The sequence below is a fragment of the Mesorhizobium sp. AR07 genome, assembly GCF_024746815.1.
Lineage (GTDB): Bacteria > Pseudomonadota > Alphaproteobacteria > Rhizobiales > Rhizobiaceae > Mesorhizobium.
This window is the reverse complement of record NZ_CP080525.1, coordinates 6,523,153-6,540,562: the sequence shown is the minus strand read 5'-3', so window position 1 is coordinate 6,540,562 and position 17,410 is coordinate 6,523,153. Positions and strand designations below refer to the sequence as shown.

The 17,410-nt window shown below is 62.2% G+C and carries 15 protein-coding genes and 1 tRNA gene; 6 read left to right on the top strand and 10 right to left on the bottom strand.

All coding sequences use genetic code 11. The features are described from left to right. Window positions 1-37: 37 nt before the first annotated feature. Complete coding sequence (locus BPNPMPFG_RS32170) at window positions 38-937, bottom strand: LysR family transcriptional regulator (protein ID WP_258592557.1); 900 nt, start codon at window positions 935-937, stop codon at window positions 38-40. 100 nt (window positions 938-1,037) lie between these two features. Here BPNPMPFG_RS32170 and BPNPMPFG_RS32165 point away from each other — a divergent pair, with 100 nt between their 5' ends. Beyond that, on the top strand, window positions 1,038-1,928 hold the full coding sequence (locus BPNPMPFG_RS32165) for an NmrA/HSCARG family protein (RefSeq protein ID WP_258592556.1): 891 nt from the start codon (window positions 1,038-1,040) through the stop codon (window positions 1,926-1,928). Here BPNPMPFG_RS32165 and BPNPMPFG_RS32160 read toward each other — a convergent pair. Beyond that, the gene (locus BPNPMPFG_RS32160; RefSeq protein ID WP_258592555.1) at window positions 1,925-3,445 is read right to left on the bottom strand and encodes a phosphomannomutase/phosphoglucomutase; all 1,521 of its coding nucleotides are present in this window, start codon (window positions 3,443-3,445) and stop codon (window positions 1,925-1,927) included. The genes BPNPMPFG_RS32165 and BPNPMPFG_RS32160 overlap by 4 nt on opposite strands. A gap of 215 nt (window positions 3,446-3,660) precedes the next feature. Here BPNPMPFG_RS32160 and BPNPMPFG_RS32155 point away from each other — a divergent pair. From BPNPMPFG_RS32155 to BPNPMPFG_RS32145, 3 genes are all read left to right on the top strand, one after another. Next, window positions 3,661-3,737, top strand: a tRNA-Pro gene (locus BPNPMPFG_RS32155). Window positions 3,738-4,215: 478 nt separating this feature from the next. After that, window positions 4,216-4,500 (top strand): hypothetical protein, encoded by a 285-nt coding sequence (locus tag BPNPMPFG_RS32150; protein WP_258592554.1) that lies wholly within the window; start codon window positions 4,216-4,218, stop codon window positions 4,498-4,500. A gap of 269 nt (window positions 4,501-4,769) precedes the next feature. Next, window positions 4,770-5,111, top strand: a complete 342-nt coding sequence (locus BPNPMPFG_RS32145) for a hypothetical protein (RefSeq protein WP_258592553.1) — start codon at window positions 4,770-4,772, stop codon at window positions 5,109-5,111. 33 nt (window positions 5,112-5,144) lie between these two features. Here BPNPMPFG_RS32145 and BPNPMPFG_RS32140 read toward each other — a convergent pair whose 3' ends face one another. The 6 genes from BPNPMPFG_RS32140 to BPNPMPFG_RS32115 form a co-directional block, all read right to left on the bottom strand. Further along, a complete protein-coding gene (locus BPNPMPFG_RS32140) occupies window positions 5,145-5,504 on the bottom strand; it encodes a helix-turn-helix transcriptional regulator (RefSeq protein WP_258592552.1) in 360 nt (119 codons plus the stop codon). An 8-nt stretch (window positions 5,505-5,512) separates the two neighbouring features. Continuing rightward, complete coding sequence (locus BPNPMPFG_RS32135; RefSeq protein ID WP_258592551.1) at window positions 5,513-5,761, bottom strand: type II toxin-antitoxin system RelE family toxin; 249 nt, start codon at window positions 5,759-5,761, stop codon at window positions 5,513-5,515. A gap of 61 nt (window positions 5,762-5,822) precedes the next feature. After that, on the bottom strand, window positions 5,823-7,442 hold the full coding sequence (locus tag BPNPMPFG_RS32130) for an ABC transporter ATP-binding protein (protein ID WP_258592550.1): 1,620 nt from the start codon (window positions 7,440-7,442) through the stop codon (window positions 5,823-5,825). Between the two features lie 17 nt (window positions 7,443-7,459). Continuing rightward, entirely contained in the window at window positions 7,460-8,581 is a 1,122-nt protein-coding gene (locus BPNPMPFG_RS32125; RefSeq protein ID WP_258592549.1) for an ABC transporter permease, read from the bottom strand. After that, window positions 8,574-9,497: an ABC transporter permease subunit gene (locus BPNPMPFG_RS32120; RefSeq protein ID WP_258592548.1), complete on the bottom strand. Its 924-nt coding sequence runs from the start codon at window positions 9,495-9,497 to the stop codon at window positions 8,574-8,576. The genes BPNPMPFG_RS32125 and BPNPMPFG_RS32120 overlap by 8 nt, the downstream gene beginning before the upstream one ends. A gap of 166 nt (window positions 9,498-9,663) precedes the next feature. Further along, window positions 9,664-11,256: a peptide ABC transporter substrate-binding protein gene (locus BPNPMPFG_RS32115; protein WP_258592547.1), complete on the bottom strand. Its 1,593-nt coding sequence runs from the start codon at window positions 11,254-11,256 to the stop codon at window positions 9,664-9,666. A 284-nt stretch (window positions 11,257-11,540) separates the two neighbouring features. Here BPNPMPFG_RS32115 and BPNPMPFG_RS32110 point away from each other — a divergent pair, with 284 nt between their 5' ends. Both BPNPMPFG_RS32110 and BPNPMPFG_RS32105 read left to right on the top strand, forming a co-directional pair. Next, window positions 11,541-11,987 carry a TadE/TadG family type IV pilus assembly protein gene (locus BPNPMPFG_RS32110; RefSeq protein WP_258597012.1) on the top strand — a complete coding sequence of 149 codons (447 nt, stop codon included), beginning with the start codon at window positions 11,541-11,543 and terminating at the stop codon, window positions 11,985-11,987. After that, on the top strand, window positions 11,988-13,742 hold the full coding sequence (locus tag BPNPMPFG_RS32105; protein WP_258592546.1) for a Tad domain-containing protein: 1,755 nt from the start codon (window positions 11,988-11,990) through the stop codon (window positions 13,740-13,742). It abuts the gene before it with no gap. Between the two features lie 18 nt (window positions 13,743-13,760). On the opposite strand, the gene bglA is transcribed toward BPNPMPFG_RS32105, so the two are convergent. Both bglA and glgX read right to left on the bottom strand, forming a co-directional pair. Continuing rightward, a complete protein-coding gene (gene bglA, locus BPNPMPFG_RS32100; RefSeq protein WP_258592545.1) occupies window positions 13,761-15,386 on the bottom strand; it encodes a beta-galactosidase BglA in 1,626 nt (541 codons plus the stop codon). Next, a complete protein-coding gene (gene glgX / locus BPNPMPFG_RS32095) occupies window positions 15,373-17,409 on the bottom strand; it encodes a glycogen debranching protein GlgX (RefSeq protein WP_258592544.1) in 2,037 nt (678 codons plus the stop codon). Before glgX ends, bglA begins: the two co-directional genes overlap by 14 nt. Window position 17,410 lies beyond the last annotated feature (1 nt).

The following is a 17,410-nucleotide window of genomic DNA, read 5'->3' as shown; positions in this document are numbered from 1 at the left end:
CACAAGGTAGTGTTGGCCGGTTGCTACCACACAAGCCTTAAGCGGTGTTAATCCCATTGGAAATGCGCTCGGATGCAAGCTCGATGAATGCCCTGACCAGAGGCGAGAGGTGGCGGCTGTTCGGATAGACGACATGCAAGCCGCCGGCCGGTGTCGTGTAGTCCCCGAGAACGCGCAGCAGCCGCCCGTCATTGATCAGCCCTTCGGCGATCGCCTGGGGCAACTGGGCGATGCCGAAGCCGGCGAGCGCGGCGGCAACGACCGCCTGCATTTCATTGGCGGCAAAGCGCCCGGCCACCACGACCGTTTCCTGGCCGCGAGGCCCGGCCAGCAGCCAATGAACGCCTGAGGCCGAAGGGCCTGCGATGACGCATTGATGGTGCGTGAGGTCCGCCGGGCTTTCCGGTGTGCCGTGCCGGGCGAGATAGTCCGGGCTGGCGCAGAGTAGCCTGTGCGTGGAGCCGAGCTTGCGGGCGATCAGCGTCGAATCCTGAAGGATCCCGGTGCGGAAAGCGAGGTCTATACCGTCCTCGACCAGGTTGAGTCTGTCGTCGGTAAGGCGGAGCTCGACATTGGTTTTCGGATAGAGTGCGAGAAGGTCGATCACGGTGCGGATGAGAAAATGGCCGCCAAAGCCGACCGGGCCCGAAATGCGTATTGTGCCTGACGGCTCCGCCCTCGCCTCCGCGAGGCGCAGATTTGCCTCCTCGATGGTGCGCAGCCCCTGGCTGCTCTGCTCATAGTAGAGACGCCCGGCAGCCGTCATGTTGAGGCTGCGTGTCGTGCGCTGCAGCAGACGGACGCCGACCTCGCGCTCGAGCGCGGCAATGCGGCGGCTGACGGTGGTCTTGGGCATGGCCAGCAGGCGCGCGGCAGCCGTGAAGCTGCCGGCTTCGACGACGCGAGCAAACACGACGATATCGTTGAGGTCGAGCATTGTTTCCAAAATTGGGACGATATTTTCCAACTATAGCCAATTATGCATCAATGTGAAAGGTCCTAACTTTGCTCCAGCCAAACAAGAAGGAGCAGACACCATGACCAGCAAACGAAGCATTCTGGTGACCGGCGCTACGGGCCAGCAAGGCGGCGCGGTTGCGCGCGCCCTGTTGTCGAGAGGACATCGCGTCAAGGCACTGACGCGCAAGCCGGACAGTGAGGCTGCGCGGCAACTGGCCTCCGCGGGCGCCGATATCGTGGCCGGCGATCTCGCTGATGCAGCCTCCGTCGTGAGGGCCGCAAAAGACGTCGACACCATGTTCCTGATGGGCAACAGCTATGAAGTTGGCCTGCAGGAGGAAACCCGTCAGGGGATCATCGCCGCCGATGCGGCCAAGGCTGCCGGCGTCGGACACCTGATCTATTCATCCGTTGCCGACGCTGACAAGAAGACCGGCATCCCGCATTTCGAAAGCAAATATCTCGTCGAGAAACATGTTGCGGGGCTGGGCATCCCCTACACGATCAGCGCTCCGGTCGCGTTCATGGAGAATGTCGCGGCGCCGTGGTCGATCGGCGCACTCAGCCAGGGCACCTATGCCTTCGCGATGCCTCCCAAACGCGTCCTCCAACTGGTCTCCCTGGCCGACATCGGGGGCTTCGTTGCCGCCTTGGCCGAGCGGCGAGACCAGGTGTTCGGCAAGCGCTTCGATTTCGCAGGCGACGAATTGTCAGGCGAAGCGCAGGCGAAAATCCTGTCCGAGGCCATCGGCCGTCCGATTGGCTATCAGGAAATCCCAATTGCCGTGGCTCGCCAGCAAAGCGAGGATGCGGCCCTGATGTTCGAATGGTTCGACCGCGTCGGCTACGATGCCGATATCGCCGCCTTACGCAAGGAATTCCCGGAGGTCGGCTGGCACAATTTTGCCGACTGGGCGCGAGCGTTCGACTGGAGCACCCTGCAGACAGCTTCGGCGACTGGCCGTTAGAAAGTCTGGTTGTAGGCGCCGACTTCCGGGCTGCGGCGCAGCACCGCGTCGACGGCGTCGAACATCTGCCGGCGGCGATCCGACGACACCGGGCTTTCGACGACCACGACAAGCTCCGGCTTGTTCGACGAGGCGCGCACCAGCCCCCAGGTGCCGTCCTCGGCAACGACGCGCACGCCGTTGACGGTGATCAGATCGACGATCTTCTGGCCGGCGATGCTGGCGCCATCGCGTTGCATGGCCTGAAAATCGGCAACCACCCGCTCGACCACGCCATACTTCACATCGTCCGCGCAGTGCGGCGACATGGTCGGCGTGCCGAAAGTCAGCGGCAGGGCGCGGTAGAGATCAGCCATCGAACTGCCGGGGCTGCGATCCAGCATCTGGCAGATGGCGATGGCGGTGACCAGCCCGTCGTCGTAGCCGCGCCCGATCGGCGGATTGAAGAAGAAATGGCCTGACTTTTCGAAGCCGGCGACTGCGCCGAGCTCGGCAACGCGGCGCTTGATGTAGGAGTGGCCGGTCTTCCAGTAATCGGTGACGGCGCCATTGGCGCGCAGCACACTGTCGGTGTTGAACAGGCCGGTCGACTTGACGTCGACGACAAAGGTCGAGCCGGGATGCAGCAGAGAAATATCGCGCGCGAGCATGACGCCGACCTTGTCGGCGAAGATCTCGTTGCCCTCATTGTCGACGACGCCGCAACGGTCGCCATCGCCGTCGAAGCCCAACCCGACATCGGCGCCGGTTTCGAGCACCTTGTCCCTGATGGCATGCAGCATTTGCATGTCTTCCGGATTGGGGTTGTAGCGCGGGAAAGTATGATCAAGCTCGACGTCGAGCGGGATGACCTCGCAGCCGATGCGTTCCAGCGCTTCCGGCGCGAAAGCGCCGGCGGTTCCATTGCCGCAGGCGGCGACCACCTTCAGCTTTCTCGCGATGCGCTTGTCGCGGGTCACATCGTCGAGATAGGTGGCGCGAAAATCGCGGATGAAATCATAGGAACCGCCGCCGATAAGATCAAAATCGCCGGCCAGCACGATCGCTTTCAGCGTGCTCATCTCTTCCGGACCGAAGGTCAGCGGCCGCGCCGCGCCCATTTTTACGCCGGTCCAGCCATTCTCATTGTGCGAGGCGGTGACCATGGCGACGGACGGCGTATCCAGCGCAAACTGAGCGAAATAGGCCATCGGCGACAAGGCCAGGCCGATGTCCCTCACCTTTGCACCGACGGCCATCAGCCCGGACACCAGCGCCAGCTTGATCGACAGCGAATAGGAACGGAAGTCGTGCCCGGTGACGATATCGGGCCCGGCGCCAAGGTGGCGGATCAGCGTGCCGAGCCCCATGCCAAGCGCCTGAACGCCGATCAGATTGAGCTCCGGCGGTTGCGCCGAGCCCGGATGGCCGAACCACCAGCGGGCATCATACTCGCGAAAGCCGGACGCCTTGATCAGCGCCTCGGTTTCGAATTCGAAGCTGTTGGGCCGGGCTTCACCAACGATTTTTGGGGGCAAGACAACAGGGCTCCAGGCGGCAGAAATACGATCTATCGAGGCAGCGGCTTAGCACACAAGGCTTTAAGCCAGGTTTATCCCGGAGTGCAAATCTTCCGAGGTGGAAATCCGGACTTTCCGGGAATGCCCGACGAAAGCGGACGAAATGCGACAGAAGTGCTGCCATTGCCGCTTGCAGGAACGAAGTGCGGCGGCTATAAGCCCGCGTCTGGTCACGGAGTGTAGCGCAGCCTGGTAGCGCACCTCGTTCGGGACGAGGGGGTCGCAGGTTCAAATCCTGCCACTCCGACCAGAAAAAACAACGTGTTAGCGCATCCCGACTTTGGCGCTCCACCTGAAACAATGGCGAGATGAGCGGCTTCCCAGATGACACCGGCTGAGAGCCGTTGTCCCGTGACTCGCATATCCATCGCCAATGAGCTTGAGAGCGCTACGCAGTGCCTTGAATGGCACAGGAGCAATGATCTTCCTGCCATCGTATCGATCTTCGGCCGAAAGCCCGCGGCGCTTTGGCAGTGTCCGCTTCGACTGATACCATCTAGACAAAGGCGAAGAGCAGAACTCGCGTCGCGCCTATCGCCCCGTCGAGACACATCGTTCTTTGCAAGCACCATCAGCGAGAGGCAGCCCCTTCCCAGCCCTAGGCGGTGCGATCGCTCGTTCTTCGACTTGCCGTAAGTGTTCGGGCTGGCCTTTGGGAAGACCGGAACCAAAGAGACCATGGGCAGTTATCCCAACGAAGGGCTAAAAAAGGAAATGGAGAAACTGCAATGAAAACAATGATCATGTGCGCGTTGGCGCTTTCCATGGGATTGCCGGCTATAGCGTCGGCAGCCGAGGCCGACGTCGTTATCAGAACTCACCATCGACACCACGACAACGTCAGGATCATCAACGAGGACGGCCAGCGCTTGCACCACCGTCACCACGGCGCGGTTGCGTTCTATGACCAGGGGCGCCGTCATCATCGTGGAGACACGGTCGTCGTGACACGCTCCGCCTCCACCCACCACCATCGGAACCACCCCGTGGTGATCGAAAACAACGGTTACTGATCACCGACCGTCGGCCCGGCTCTTGGGAGTCGGGCCAGCGTTAACCGGCACCGGCATCAACCGAGACGGGCGCTCTCCGTTTAGCTAGCAGTGATGACCCCCAGAACGTTCCTGCATTGCAGGAATCCGCGTGCGTTAATGCGGCCATGGGCTCGGCTCAGCGATGGGTTCCGTGGCGATCGGAAACTTTGACGAAGATGGCCGTCGGCATCTAGGTAGTTTGATGCATAAGATAGAGCCAGTGAAACTGGCGATGCCGGGGTGCGGATATGAATTTGAATTCAACGGCAGCCTCGCGACCGGTTCTCGCGATTGCGCTGTTTCTCGCCGGCTGTTCATCGATCGGCAGAACCGTCGATCCGGCGAAATACGACTCGATGACCTGCACGGAACTCAACAGCGCTATGGGAGGCATCGCCCGCGACATCTCGCAAACCGCAATCACTCGCGGCAAGGTGGCGAACACCAGTATTCCGCGCTGGCTGCTGGGCGGCTCGCGGGTGAAGGGCGCGGTCGCCGAGCGTGAAACGGCCAGGATCGACCGGCTGAAGCAGCAGGAAGAGGCTCTTGTCGCGGCGAGAGCGCGCAGATGCTCGACGTCGCCAAAATAAATAGCGCTTCATTAAGCGCGTGAGCAGATCGTCTCAGTCTTCGTCAACCAATTGATCGACCGGTACGTCAAGCGCGCGCGACAGCCGCAGCCACAGGCCGACATCCCCACCCCGCTTGCCGTTTTCAACCGCCGAAAGCATGTTTTGTGAAATGCCGACTTCCGAGGCTAGCGCCGCCTGCGTCCTTCCTTTCCTGGCTCTCCAGAAAGCGAGCGGCGACACTGCATTGGCGAAGGCTAGTGCCTCCTCAGCGGTGAAGCCAGGCGCCTCGCCGGCCCTGTAACTCGCCACCTCACGGGCACGGGCGGCACGATCCTGTAGCGCATTGAGCTCAGCGCGCGGCAGGACAGCCATCTCGTCACCCTTGGGCGTGGTGAAATAGTGAATGCTCACTGTCGCTCCTATTCGTAGATGGAGCCGCGCGGCCCGATCCTGCTTACAATGATCTCATTTTCGGTTTCGGTGAAGATGATGCGGTAATCGCCGACCCGCAGCCGCATTTCGTCGGAACCGACCAGCTTCTTGATGTTGTTAGCCATGGCTTCCGGGGTTTCAGCATAGATCGCGATCTTGGCAACGATGCGGGCGGCATCGGATTGGTGCTTGCGAAGCGATTTGATTGCGGCCGCGAGGTAAATGACCTGCTTCACATCTCAATATCTCATATTGAGATATTTCAATCAACAAGAAATCACGAAATGGAGTACGCCATCACGCGCTCAACCGAAACCGCGTGACATCGATCGCCGCTGCCATCAGCGTCTGCGTGTAAGCGTGCTGTGGATTGCTGAAGATCGCCTCGGTCTGCCCCTCCTCGACGATCTTGCCCTGCTTCATGACGATGATGTAGTCGGCCATGGCGCGCACGACCGTCAGATCGTGGCTGATGAAGAGGTAGGACAGTTCGTTGTCGGCCTGCAGCTTGCGCAGCAGTTCGACGATCTGTTTCTGCACCGAACGGTCAAGCGCCGAGGTCGGCTCGTCCAGCACCACCAGCTTGGGCTTCAGGATCATAGCTCGCGCGATGGCGATGCGCTGGCGTTGCCCGCCGGAGAATTCGTGCGGGTAGCGGTTGCGCGCGTTGGGATCGAGGCCGACTTCGCGCAGGGCTTCGACCGCGCGCTGATCGCGCTGCTTGCCCGAAAGGTTCGGTTCATGCACCAGCAGCCCTTCGGTGATGACCTGGCCGACGGTCATGCGCGGCGACAGCGAGCCGAACGGATCCTGGAAGACGAGCTGCATCTCGCGCCGCAGCGGCCGCATCGCCTGTCGATCAGCCTGGGAAATGTCGCGATCGCCGAAACGAATGAGGCCGTCGCTCGGCAACAGCCGCAGCAGCGCGCGGCCAAGTGTCGATTTGCCCGAGCCGGATTCGCCGACGATGCCGATGGTCTGGTTGCGTTGCAGCCGGATCGAAATGTGGTCGACGGCACGCAGCATCAGCGGCTCGCCGGCGAGAAAGCCGCCGCCGATCCTGAACGTCACTTCGACATTCTTGCCTTCGAGCAGCACCGGGGCATTGGCGGGCGGTGGCGCCTTGGTTCCCGTCGGCTCGGCCGCCAAGAGCATTTTCGTATAGGCATGCCGTGGGTTGACGAAGATGGCTTCCGCCTCGCCCTCCTCGACGACCTCGCCCTGGCGCATGACATAGACCCGGTCGGCGAAGCGCCGCACGATACCGAGATCGTGGGTGATGAAGACGATCGCCATGCCGAGCTTGCGCTGCAATTCTGCCAGAAGCATCAGGATCTGCGCCTGAATGGTCACGTCGAGCGCCGTCGTCGGCTCGTCTGCGATCAGGATGTCGGGGTCGTTGGCGAGCGCCATGGCGATCATGACGCGCTGGCGCTGGCCGCCGGACATCTCGTGCGGATAGGATTTCATCCGCCGTTCCGGATCTGGAATATGCACAAGCCGCAGCAACTTGAGCGCCTCTTCGCGTGCCTCGGCGGCACTCAGGCCGCGATGCCGGCGGATCGGCTCGATCAGCTGGTTGCCGATCGAATACAGCGGATCGAGCGAGGTCATCGGCTCCTGGAAGATCATGCTGATCTTGGCGCCGCGGACCTTGTTGAGCTCGGATTTGCTCAGTGTCAGCAGGTTGCGGCCGCGATAGTCGACGCTGCCGGTGGCTTCGCCATTCGATGCCAGCAGGCTCATCGCCGCCATCATCGTCTGGCTCTTGCCGGATCCGGATTCGCCGACCACGGCAACGGTCTCGCCCGCATTGACATGGATGTTGATGCCCTTCACCGCCTCGACCGCGCCGTCGAGCGTGCGGAAGCGGACGCGCAGGTCCTTGACGCTGAGGATCGTTTCGGAAGCAGCCATCTTAGCGATCCCCATCTTTATCGATCCCTTGGGTCGAGCGCGTCGCGCAGTCCGTCGCCGACGAAATTCAGGGCGAACAGCGTCGAGACGAGGAAGAAGGCGGGAAACAGGAGCAGCCAGTTGGCGGTGCCGATGTTCTTGGCTCCGACCGAGATCAGCACACCCCAGCTGGTCATCGGTTCCTGCACGCCAAGACCGAGGAACGACAGGAAACTCTCCAGGATGATGACCTGCGGCACCAGCAGCGTCATGTAGATGACCACCGGGCCGAGCAGGTTGGGAATGACGTGGCGCAGCAGGATGCCACGCTGGCCGACGCCCATCGCCTCGGCCGCCTGGACATATTCCTGGCGGCGGATCGACAGCGCCTGGCCGCGCACGATGCGGGCCATGTCGAGCCACAGCACCGCGCCGACGGCCAGGAACATCAGCACGAAGTTGCGGCCGAAGAACACCACCAGCATGATGACGAAGAAGATGAAGGGCAAGGAATAGAGCACGTCGACGATGCGCATCATCACCTCGTCGATCTTGCCGCCGGAAAAGCCGGCCGCGGCGCCATAGACCACACCGATGACCACCGCCACGACGCCGGCGAGCAGGCCGATGGCCAATGAGATGCGCCCGGCCATCAGCGTGCGCGAGAGAAGATCGCGGCCGGTGTTGTCGGTGCCGAACAGGAAATACTGCTGCTTGACCGACGCGCTCATCGTCACTTCGAGGCCGTCGGGCGACTTGCTTTCGATCTTGGTGTCGTCAAAGGCGTCGGAACGGTCGAGATAGCGGATGTTGCGGTCGTCGATCGGCTTGGTCGACTTGACGGTAACGAAGATCTTGTTGCCTTCCTGGCGCCATTCCTTGATGTCGACCCGCATGCGCTTGATCGCCTCGGTCAGCGTCGTCTCGATCATGTCGGGCTTCGGGTAGGCCGAAAGGCTTGGCGGCATGCGCACATAGTCGGCATAGATGGTCGTGTATTGATGCGGCACGAACCAGGGCCCGAACACGCTGATGACCGCAATCGCGGCAAGGTAGTAGAGGCTGAACATGGCGGCGCGATTGGCCTTGAGGCGTGCCCAGGCATCACCCCACAGAGAGCGGCCGACGATGGCGGGAGCTGTGGCTGCGATGTCAGTCATAGCGCACCCTCGGGTCGACGACCGCGTACATGACGTCGACGATCAGGTTGAAGACGATGGTGAAGATGGCGATGACCACCACCGTTCCCATCACCAGCGTGTAGTCGCGGTTGAGCGCGGCGTCGACGAAATAGCGGCCGACGCCCGGAATGGAGAAGATCGTCTCGACGATGACCGAGCCGGTCAAAAGGGCCGCGGCGGCCGGGCCGGTGAAGGAGACGATCGGCAGGATGGCGCCGCGCAATGCGTGCTTGACCACCACCGACCAGTCGGAGAGGCCGAGCGCACGGGCGGTGCGGATATGATGAGAGCGCAGCGATTCGATCATCGAGCCACGCATCAGGCGTGCGACGATGGCGATCTGCGGCAAGGCCAGCGTCAGCACCGGGCCGACCTTGTTGAGGAACGCGCCATCGCCCCAGCCACCGACCGGCAAGAGTTTCCATGTCAGCCCGAACAGAAGCTGGATCAGCGGGGCGATGACGAAGGTCGGGATGGTGCTGCCGGCGGTCGCCAGCGCAATCACCGCATAATCGCCAAGCTTGTTCTGATTGAGCGCAGCTATGGTGCCGAGCACGGAGCCGAGCAGCAGCGCCAGGATCAGCGCCGAGGCGCCGAGTTGGACTGAAATGGGCAGGCCCTTGGCGAACAGTTCGGTGACGGTGAAATCCGGCATGTTGTAGCTTGGACCGAAATTGCCGCGTAACAGATTGCCGAGATAGTGGACATATTGCAGCCAAAGCGGGTCGCCCAAGCCGAACTGCGCTTCGAGATTGGCCTTGATCTCCGGGCTCAGCCCCCGCTCCTGGTTGAATGGGCCGCCTGGCGCGACGCGCATCAGGAAGAACGCCATCGTCACGATGACGAACAGCGTCGGGATGGCGGTCAGAAGCCGCCTTAGTACATATCGCAGCATCGGCGCCCCGCTTGATCCAGAGCCGCGCGCGTCCAGCTGGACGATTGCGCTCTAGCCTTCAAATCTTCGCACCGACATTGCCGAAAATCGGTTCCGGTTCCCGGGCCGATGCGATGGCAAACCAGCGCCGCCGCGCATTCAGGTGCGCGGCGGCGCGGCCAGCGGATCAGTCCTTGCTGATGAAGCGCGACGGATGCACGTCCATCACGTTGTTGACGAAGCCATGCAGCTTCGAGGAAACGATATCGTGGTAGCTGTAGTAGAGAAGCGGTATCTCGCCGACATCGTCGACGAGGATGCGCTCGGCTACAGCGAGTTCCTTCATGCGCTCTTCGGGCTTGCCGCCGGCGGCGGCGGCCTTGTCCATGGCCGCTTCGTATTGCGGGCTGTTGTAGCTCGAATAGTTGTTGCCGCTGGCCCCGCGCGAGATACCAAGGAAGGTCTCCGGATCCTTGTAGTCGGCGATCCAGGCGGCACGCGCCACGTCATAGTCGCCCTTCTGCTGGAGGAAGGAGTAGTGGGTCTTGGTGTCGGTGTTGAGCAGCGTGACGTTGACGCCGAGCGGCTTCAACTGCTCCTGGATGGCCACGGCGGTGTTCTTGTGGTTTTCCGAGGTGTTGTAGCGGATCTCCATCTTCAAGGGATGCTCGGGCGTATAGCCGAGTTTCTCAAGGATCTTCTTGGCTGCATCCTCGCGGTCAATCTGCGGCATGTCGGCATATTTGGCCATTGCCGGCGTGTAGCCCTCGATGCCGGGAGGCACCATCGAATAGCCGGGCAGCATCGAGTTCTGCCAGACCTTTTCGGCGATGAAATCGCGGTCGATCGCCATCGAGATGGCGTTGCGCAACTCGACATTGTCCCAAGGCGCCTTGTCGGTCTTGATCGCAAAGTAGTAGGTGCCGAGATACGGCCCGACGCGGATCTGGTCGCCAAACTTCGTCTTGAGGTCGGCGAGCTGTTCTGTCGGGAGATCGTCGTAGCTGTCGAGTTCGCCGGCCTCGAAGCGCTTCATCGCCGATGAACGATCCTCGGTCGGAATGTAGTTGACCACGTCGAACTTGACGCTCGCGGCGTCCCAGAATTTCGGATTCTTGACCAGTTTCATGTGGTCGTTGGGAACCCACTCGGCGAGCGTATAGGCGCCGTTGGACGCCAGTTTGCCCGGCTTGATCCATTCGGCGCCAAGCTTTTCAATGGATGCCTTGCTGACCGGATAGGTCGCCTGGTGGGTCAGCATCTCCAGAAAATAAGGCGTCGGCGCCTTGAGCGTGACTTCCAGAGTATTTGCGTCAATCGCCTTGACGCCCATATCCTCCGGCTTGCCCTTCTTGGTGTTGACTTCCTCGGCGTTCTTCACGGGATACAGCATGGAGGCGTACTCGGCGCCGGTTGCCGGATCTTCCAGCCGGTGGAAAGCGTAGACGAAGTCATCCGCCGTCACGGGGCTGCCATCCGACCACTGGCCGTCCTTGCGCAGCTTGAACGTGTAGACGGTGCCGTCATCCGAAACCGTCCAGCTTTCGGCAGCGCCCGGAATGAGGTTCGCCTTCTCGTCTTGCATGACCAGGCCCTGGAACAGGTCGCGCAAGACATTGGCTTCGTAAACCGTCGAGGTCTTGTGCGGATCGACCGATTCCGATTCGGCGGCGGTGCCACGATTGTACACGGTCTCGGCGAAAGCCGGCGTGTAGAACGTGCCGGCGGCCAGCGTCATGGTGGTGGCGAACACCGTCGCCTTCAGCATGTTTTTCAGCATGAAGTTCTCCCTGTCGGCGCTGCCGTCGGCGCGCCTTTACGTGTTGACGCCCCGAGGCCGATATCTGGCCCCTTTGAGCGCGTCGCCGGTTCCCTCCGGCGGCTGGTGGCAGGAGACTAGACAGGAGGAAAGCTCTTTTCAACCGAGTACTGATTGACCTTAAGTCAATAATCAGCGGCCAAAGAAGCAACTGCTAAATTAGAACGACTTTTCAATTGTACACACCCATGGGTTGCACCCAGAGTTTTCGCTTTTTGCATGCGAACTTTGGCATGCTCGGCATCATGGTTCGGAACCTCATTCTCAGGGTCCAAGGGCGCCGATTCCGAACAAACACTTCGGGAACTTCGGCTGTTGAATTCGCGCTATTGTCGCCGATCTTCATCCTTCTGCTGCTCGGAATGGTTGCATACGGCATATATTTCGGGGCCGCCAACTCGATCCAACAGATCGCGGCCGACGCTGCCCGGACGGCCATCGCCGGGTTGAACCAGACCGAGCGGCAGACCCTCGTGGCCGCTTTTGTCACCAACAATGCAGGCGGATACCCCTTCGTGGATGCCAGCAAGTTGACCTACCAGGCCAACGACAGCGCGGCCGATGGAAGCCAGTTCGTGGTGTCGATCCAATACGACGCCCGCAACCTGCCGATCTGGAGCCTCTTTCCGGGCGTCGCCATGCCCGCCACCACGATCACGCGCCAGTCAACGATCAGGGTCGGGGGCATCTGAATGCTGCTGCATGTGTCCAATGAGATCGGCCGGCTTGCCCGATTGATGTTGGGCGACAGACGGGCGAATTTCACCGTCATGGTGGCATTGAGCGCGCCGGTCGCACTGGCGCTGGCCGCAGTGGCCATCGACGAAGCCTCGATCTACACCGAGCGCCGCGAAGCGCAGGCAATGGTGGACCTGGCGGCGATCACCGCTGCCTCGAACATCACCAACGTCCAGACCGCTGTCGTGACCACGCTCACCGACAACGGCATGCCAAATGTCGTCGTTCAAGGCTCGGGACAGACGATCGCGCCGGCCGTCGGGAAAACCGTCGTGTCGGTCACGCCGGGGCGATACGCAGCATCAACCACCGATGTCACCCAACGCTTCCAGGCCGGCGTCACACCCTACAATGCCGTCCGCGTCACCCTGAAGAAAATCCCTGCCCGCTATTTCGCGAGTTCGCTGATCCCCACTCCCGTCATCGGCACCCAGGCTACCGCCAGCATGACGCCGCAGGCGACGTTCTCGGTCGGGTCGAGGCTGCTCAGCCTCAATGGCGGCATCCTCAACGCGCTTCTCAGCGGGCTCATCGGCGGCAACATCTCGCTCAGCGTCATGGACTACAACTCGCTCGTCTCCGCGGATGTGAGCGTGCTTTCCTTCGTGGACGGCCTTGCCACACAGTTGAACCTGACCGGCGTGTCCTATTCGGATGTGCTGGCATCGAAGGCAACCATCGGCCAGATCGCCACCGCCATGGCCAACGTGCCCGGACTTGGCAATACGGCCAAGGTCGCCCTGCAGACAATCGCCTCCAAGGCGACCAGCACGGTCAAGATCCCGCTCAGCCATCTGATCGATCTCGGCTCGGTCGGCAGTCTGGGCCTCGGGCAAAAGCCGGCCGGCCTTGGCGTTGACGCAAACGCCTTGGGGATGCTGACGACCGCCGCCGGGCTCGCAAACGGTTCGAAGCAGATCGACCTCAATGTCGGCGTCACCATTCCGGGGGCGCTGTCGACCACGCTCGCCATCGCCGTGGGCGAACCGCCGCAGTCCTCCCCTTGGCTGGCAGTCGACGAGGTCGGCACCATTGTGCGGACGGCCCAGACCCGCATCAAGCTGGTGACCAAGATCGGCGCCGGCAACACCGGCATCGGAGGCGGCATTACGCTGTTGTCGGTCAGCCTGCCGCTGCATCTGGAAGTCGCCTACGCCGAGGCCAAGCTTACCGACATAAGTTGTCCGACAGGCCCTGACAGCATCAAGGTCAGCATCGCCACACGTCCCGGTATCGTCGAAGGGCATCTCGGCGACAGCAGCAGCGCCGGCTTTGCCGATTTCACCAAGGAGGAGACGTTCTCCAACACCGAAATCGCGGGCGTGAGTCTTCTGATTATCCCCTTGCTGTCCGTGGTGGGCTCAGCGGCGTTTGAGATGGCCAACAACACGGCGACCACTTTGACTTTCAACAAGGCGGAGATCGACGCCAAGACGATAAAGACCGCTTACACACAAAACCTGACACAATCCTTGACCACGTCACTGGTCAGCAATCTGTCACTGACGGCGAATTTGCTGGGTCTGCCGTTGAATCTGAACACCCTTCTCGGGTTCGTGAAGCCTCCGGTGGTGGCGCTCCTGAACGGTGTGGCGGCTCCGGTCGACTCGTTGCTTACCGATCTGCTCGGAACCCTTGGCGTGCGCGTCGGCGAAGCCGATGTCCGGGTCACCGGGGCGACATGTGGGCGTTCCGTGCTTGTCCAGTAAGGCGACCAACACGCCGAATCAGTCGAGCCGGCCGAGGAAGCACCCAAGCGCGGGCAGCGAAAGCCCGGTCTCATCGATGACCACGGCATCACCTTCAAGCCTTGCGACCACTCCGATATCCTCCGGCAACGGCCAATTCGCCGGCTCTCCCGCGAAATTGAAGATACAGAGCAGTCTTTCATCGCCGCCTTCGCGGATGAAGGCGAGAATTTCGCCCTCTGCATCGAGAAACCGGATCGAGCCGGCGACCAGCGCCGGGTGCACTTTGCGCAACGCGAGCGTGGCCCGATAGGACGCCAGCACCGAAGCCGTGTCGGCGTTCTGGACGTCGACGGCGCGGGCGCGATGGCTGGCCGGTATCGGCAGCCACGGCCTGCCCGCCGAGAAACCCGCATTGTCGGCGCCGGCCTCCCAGACCATCGGCGTGCGACAACCATCCCTGCCCTTCACACCCGGCCAGAAGCGGATGCCAACGGGATCGCGCAGATCCTCGTACGCGAGTTCCGCCTCCTCCAGGCCGAGTTCCTCGCCCTCGTAGAGACAGATCGATCCGCGCAGGCAGGAGAGCAGCATGATCGAGAATCTTGCGACCGCGTCGGGATCGCCGCCCGGCCTTGTCCAGCGGCTGACATGGCGCACCACGTCATGGTTGGAGAATGCCCAGCAGACCCAGCCGTCGGAGACGGCCGCCTCGAAGGCTTCGACGCAGCCGCGCACATGCGCCGCCGAGAATTGTGGGCCAAGCAGATCGAACGTGTAGCACATATGGAGCCTGTCGCCGCCGGAGGTGTAGGCGGCGAGCGTCTGCAGCGAGCGGCCCTCGTCGCCGATCTCGCCGACAGCCGCGCGGTCCTCATATTCGTCGAGCAGTGCCCTGAAGCGCCTGAGGAACACCAGGTTCTCCGGCTGCGTCTTGTCGAACAGATGCTCCTGGTAGAGGTAGGTGTTGGTCTCGCAATTGGTGCCGGCGACGCTTGAGGCCAAGGGTGGATTGCTGCGCAGCCAGCGGTCATGGACATAGTAGTTGACCGTATCGAGCCGGAAACCGTCGACGCCGCGCTCCAGCCAGAACCGCACCGTTTCGAGAAGCGCGTCCTGAACCTCCGCATTGTGGAAATTCAAATCCGGCTGAGAGGCGAGGAAATTGTGCATGTAGTACTGCCGGCGGGTCGAATCCCACTCCCATGCCGGGCCGCCGAAGACGGACAGCCAGTTGTTGGGCGCGCCGCCATCGGGCTTCGTATCGGCCCAGACATACCAGTCGGCCTTGGGGTTGTCGCGGCTGGCGCGGCTTTCGACGAACCAGTCGTGCTTGTCGGATGAATGCGAGAGCACCTGGTCGATGATGATCTTCAGGCCAAGACGGTGCGCCTCGGTCACCAGTGCGTCAAAGTCCGCGATGGTGCCGAACATCGGATCGACGTCCTGATAGTCGGACACGTCGTAACCCATGTCGGCCATCGGCGACTTGAAGAAGGGCGACAGCCAGATGGCGTCGACGCCAAGGGAGGCGACATGCTCCAGACGGTTGGTGATGCCGCGCAGATCGCCGCTGCCGTCGCCGGTCGTATCCTGGAAGGAGCGCGGATAGATCTGATAGATAACGCAGCCCCGCCACCAACCGTTCTTGTCACCTGCCGCCATTGCGCTTCTCCCTTGTGCCGGCCTGCGCGTCGGTGCGTTCGATCATGAAGATCACCGTGCGCCCCGATACCGGCCGCGAGATGTCGGCCGCCTCGCCTGTTTCCAGGGCTGGCGCCCAGAAAAATCCCTCGCGCTCGGGCAACGTGAACATGCAGGCCCGGCGATCGCCGTTGATGAGGATCGCTAGACGGCGCTCATCATCGCCGGCGCCAGCCAGGATCATGACAAGGCGGTGCCGCTGCGGATCCTGCCAGCTCTGTTCGTCGAGCGGGGCGCCTGTCTCGGCCAGCCACGCGACATCAGGCATGTTGGAACCCGCCAGCGGCTGGCCGGAGAGAAAGCGCGTATCGGAAAGCCCCGGCACCGCTCGGCGCAGCCTCGAGAGCAGCGCGGTGTAATGCTCCAGCGCCTCGTTGCGCCCGGCCCAGTCGAGCCAGGTGATCTCGTTGTCCTGCGCATAGGCGTTGTTGTTGCCGTGCTGGGTACGGCCGAATTCGTCGCCGGCCGTCAGCATGATGGTGCCGCGCGAGGCAAACAGCGTGGCCAGCAGCGCCTGCTGATCGTTGAGGCGCGCCACGGCTATGGCCGGGTCGACCGCCTCACCTTCCACCCCGTTGTTCCACGACAGGTTTTCATTGTGGCCATCGCGGTTCTGCTCGCCATTGGCTTCGTTGTGCTTGCGCTCGTAGCGCACGATGTCGGCCAGCGTCATGCCGTCATGGGCGGCAATGAAATTGACCGTGCGGCTGGCGCTTTGTCCCTTCGTCGCAAACACATCGGATGAACCGGCAAGCCGGGTCGCCAGCGCGCCGACCATGCCGGCGTCGCCGCGCCAGAAGCGCCTGACATCGTCGCGATACTTGTCGTTCCATTCGAGGAAGGGCGGCGGGAAATTGCCGAGCTGATAACCATCAGGCCCGATGTCCCACGGTTCGGCGATCAACACGCGATCGGCCAGCAGTGCATTTTCGCGCATTGCCGTCAGCAAGAGCGCGTTGGCATCGAATGTTCCCTCAACACGTCCCAGAATGGGTGCGAGATCGAAGCGAAAACCATCGACGCCGGCGTCACGGACAAAATGGCGAAGCGTGTCGAGGATCATTTCGCCGACGATCGGGTGGTCGCAAGCGACCGTATTGCCCGTCCCGGTATCGTTGGCCAGCCTGCCGTCCGATGTGTGCCGGTAATAGGCCTGGTTGTCGAGGCCGCGCAGCGACAGCGTCGGCCCAAGCCGGTCGCTCTCGCCGGTGTGGTTGAAGACCAGGTCGAGGATGACGCCGATGCCGGCCTCACGCAGCGCGGCGACCGTGTTTCGCAATTCCGTGACACCGCCAGGCGCCAGGCGCGGATCGAGCGCCATGAAGGTGACCGGATTGTAGCCCCAGGCGTTGCGCAGACCGAGCGGCGGCAGATGCCGCTCGTCGATCGAAGCGGTCACCGGCATCAGCTCGACAGCGCCGACGCCGAGTTTTTTCAGATGCTCGACAACAACGGGATGAGCAAGCGCCGCAACCGTCCCGCGCAGCTTTTCGGGAATGTCCGGATGCAGCATGGTGAAAGCGCGCACCGGCACTTCATAGATCAGACCGCCAGGCTGAAAGAGCGGCGGCGAAGCCTGTACCGGCTTCAGTGAGGTGGCGGCAATCGTCTTCGGCATCAGGGCGGCGGTGTCTGCCCCCTCGCTCCGGCGCTGGGCCAGCCGCCAGTCATGCGCGTAGGGCCTGTCGATCTCCAGAGCGTAGGGATCGGTCAGCAATTTGTCGGGGTCGAACCACAGACCGCGCTCCGGCGCGTAGTCGCCATCGGCGCGAAAGCCGTAGCGGGTGCCAGGGCCAAGACCCACGACGAACAGCGCATGCACGCCATCGCCTTCCGGCTGCAGTTCAAGCCGTTCGATTTCCCGGTTGCGCTCACCGTCGAAAATCGAGACCCAGAGGCGGCGAGCCGCTTGCGACCAGGCGGCAAAGCGAATGCCACCCTCCGAAACAAGCCCGCCAAATCGCGGCTGATGAGCAGCCGGCATC

What these genes read in the sequence shown, in the direction of transcription:
- BPNPMPFG_RS32170 (WP_258592557.1), bottom strand. Translation starts at nt 937, where the DNA reads ATGCTCGACCTCAACGATATCGTCGTGTTTGCTCGCGTCGTCGAAGCC.
- BPNPMPFG_RS32130 (WP_258592550.1), bottom strand. Translation starts at nt 7,442, where the DNA reads ATGGCTGCTTCCGAAACGATCCTCAGCGTCAAGGACCTGCGCGTCCGC.
- BPNPMPFG_RS32120 (WP_258592548.1), bottom strand. Translation starts at nt 9,497, where the DNA reads ATGCTGCGATATGTACTAAGGCGGCTTCTGACCGCCATCCCGACGCTG.
- BPNPMPFG_RS32110 (WP_258597012.1), top strand. Translation starts at nt 11,541, where the DNA reads ATGGTTCGGAACCTCATTCTCAGGGTCCAAGGGCGCCGATTCCGAACA.
- BPNPMPFG_RS32145 (WP_258592553.1), top strand. Translation starts at nt 4,770, where the DNA reads ATGAATTTGAATTCAACGGCAGCCTCGCGACCGGTTCTCGCGATTGCG.
- BPNPMPFG_RS32150 (WP_258592554.1), top strand. Translation starts at nt 4,216, where the DNA reads ATGAAAACAATGATCATGTGCGCGTTGGCGCTTTCCATGGGATTGCCG.
- BPNPMPFG_RS32115 (WP_258592547.1), bottom strand. Translation starts at nt 11,256, where the DNA reads ATGCTGAAAAACATGCTGAAGGCGACGGTGTTCGCCACCACCATGACG.
- BPNPMPFG_RS32125 (WP_258592549.1), bottom strand. Translation starts at nt 8,581, where the DNA reads ATGACTGACATCGCAGCCACAGCTCCCGCCATCGTCGGCCGCTCTCTG.
- bglA (WP_258592545.1), bottom strand. Translation starts at nt 15,386, where the DNA reads ATGGCGGCAGGTGACAAGAACGGTTGGTGGCGGGGCTGCGTTATCTAT.
- BPNPMPFG_RS32105 (WP_258592546.1), top strand. Translation starts at nt 11,988, where the DNA reads ATGCTGCTGCATGTGTCCAATGAGATCGGCCGGCTTGCCCGATTGATG.
- glgX (WP_258592544.1), bottom strand. Translation starts at nt 17,409, where the DNA reads ATGCCGGCTGCTCATCAGCCGCGATTTGGCGGGCTTGTTTCGGAGGGT.
- BPNPMPFG_RS32165 (WP_258592556.1), top strand. Translation starts at nt 1,038, where the DNA reads ATGACCAGCAAACGAAGCATTCTGGTGACCGGCGCTACGGGCCAGCAA.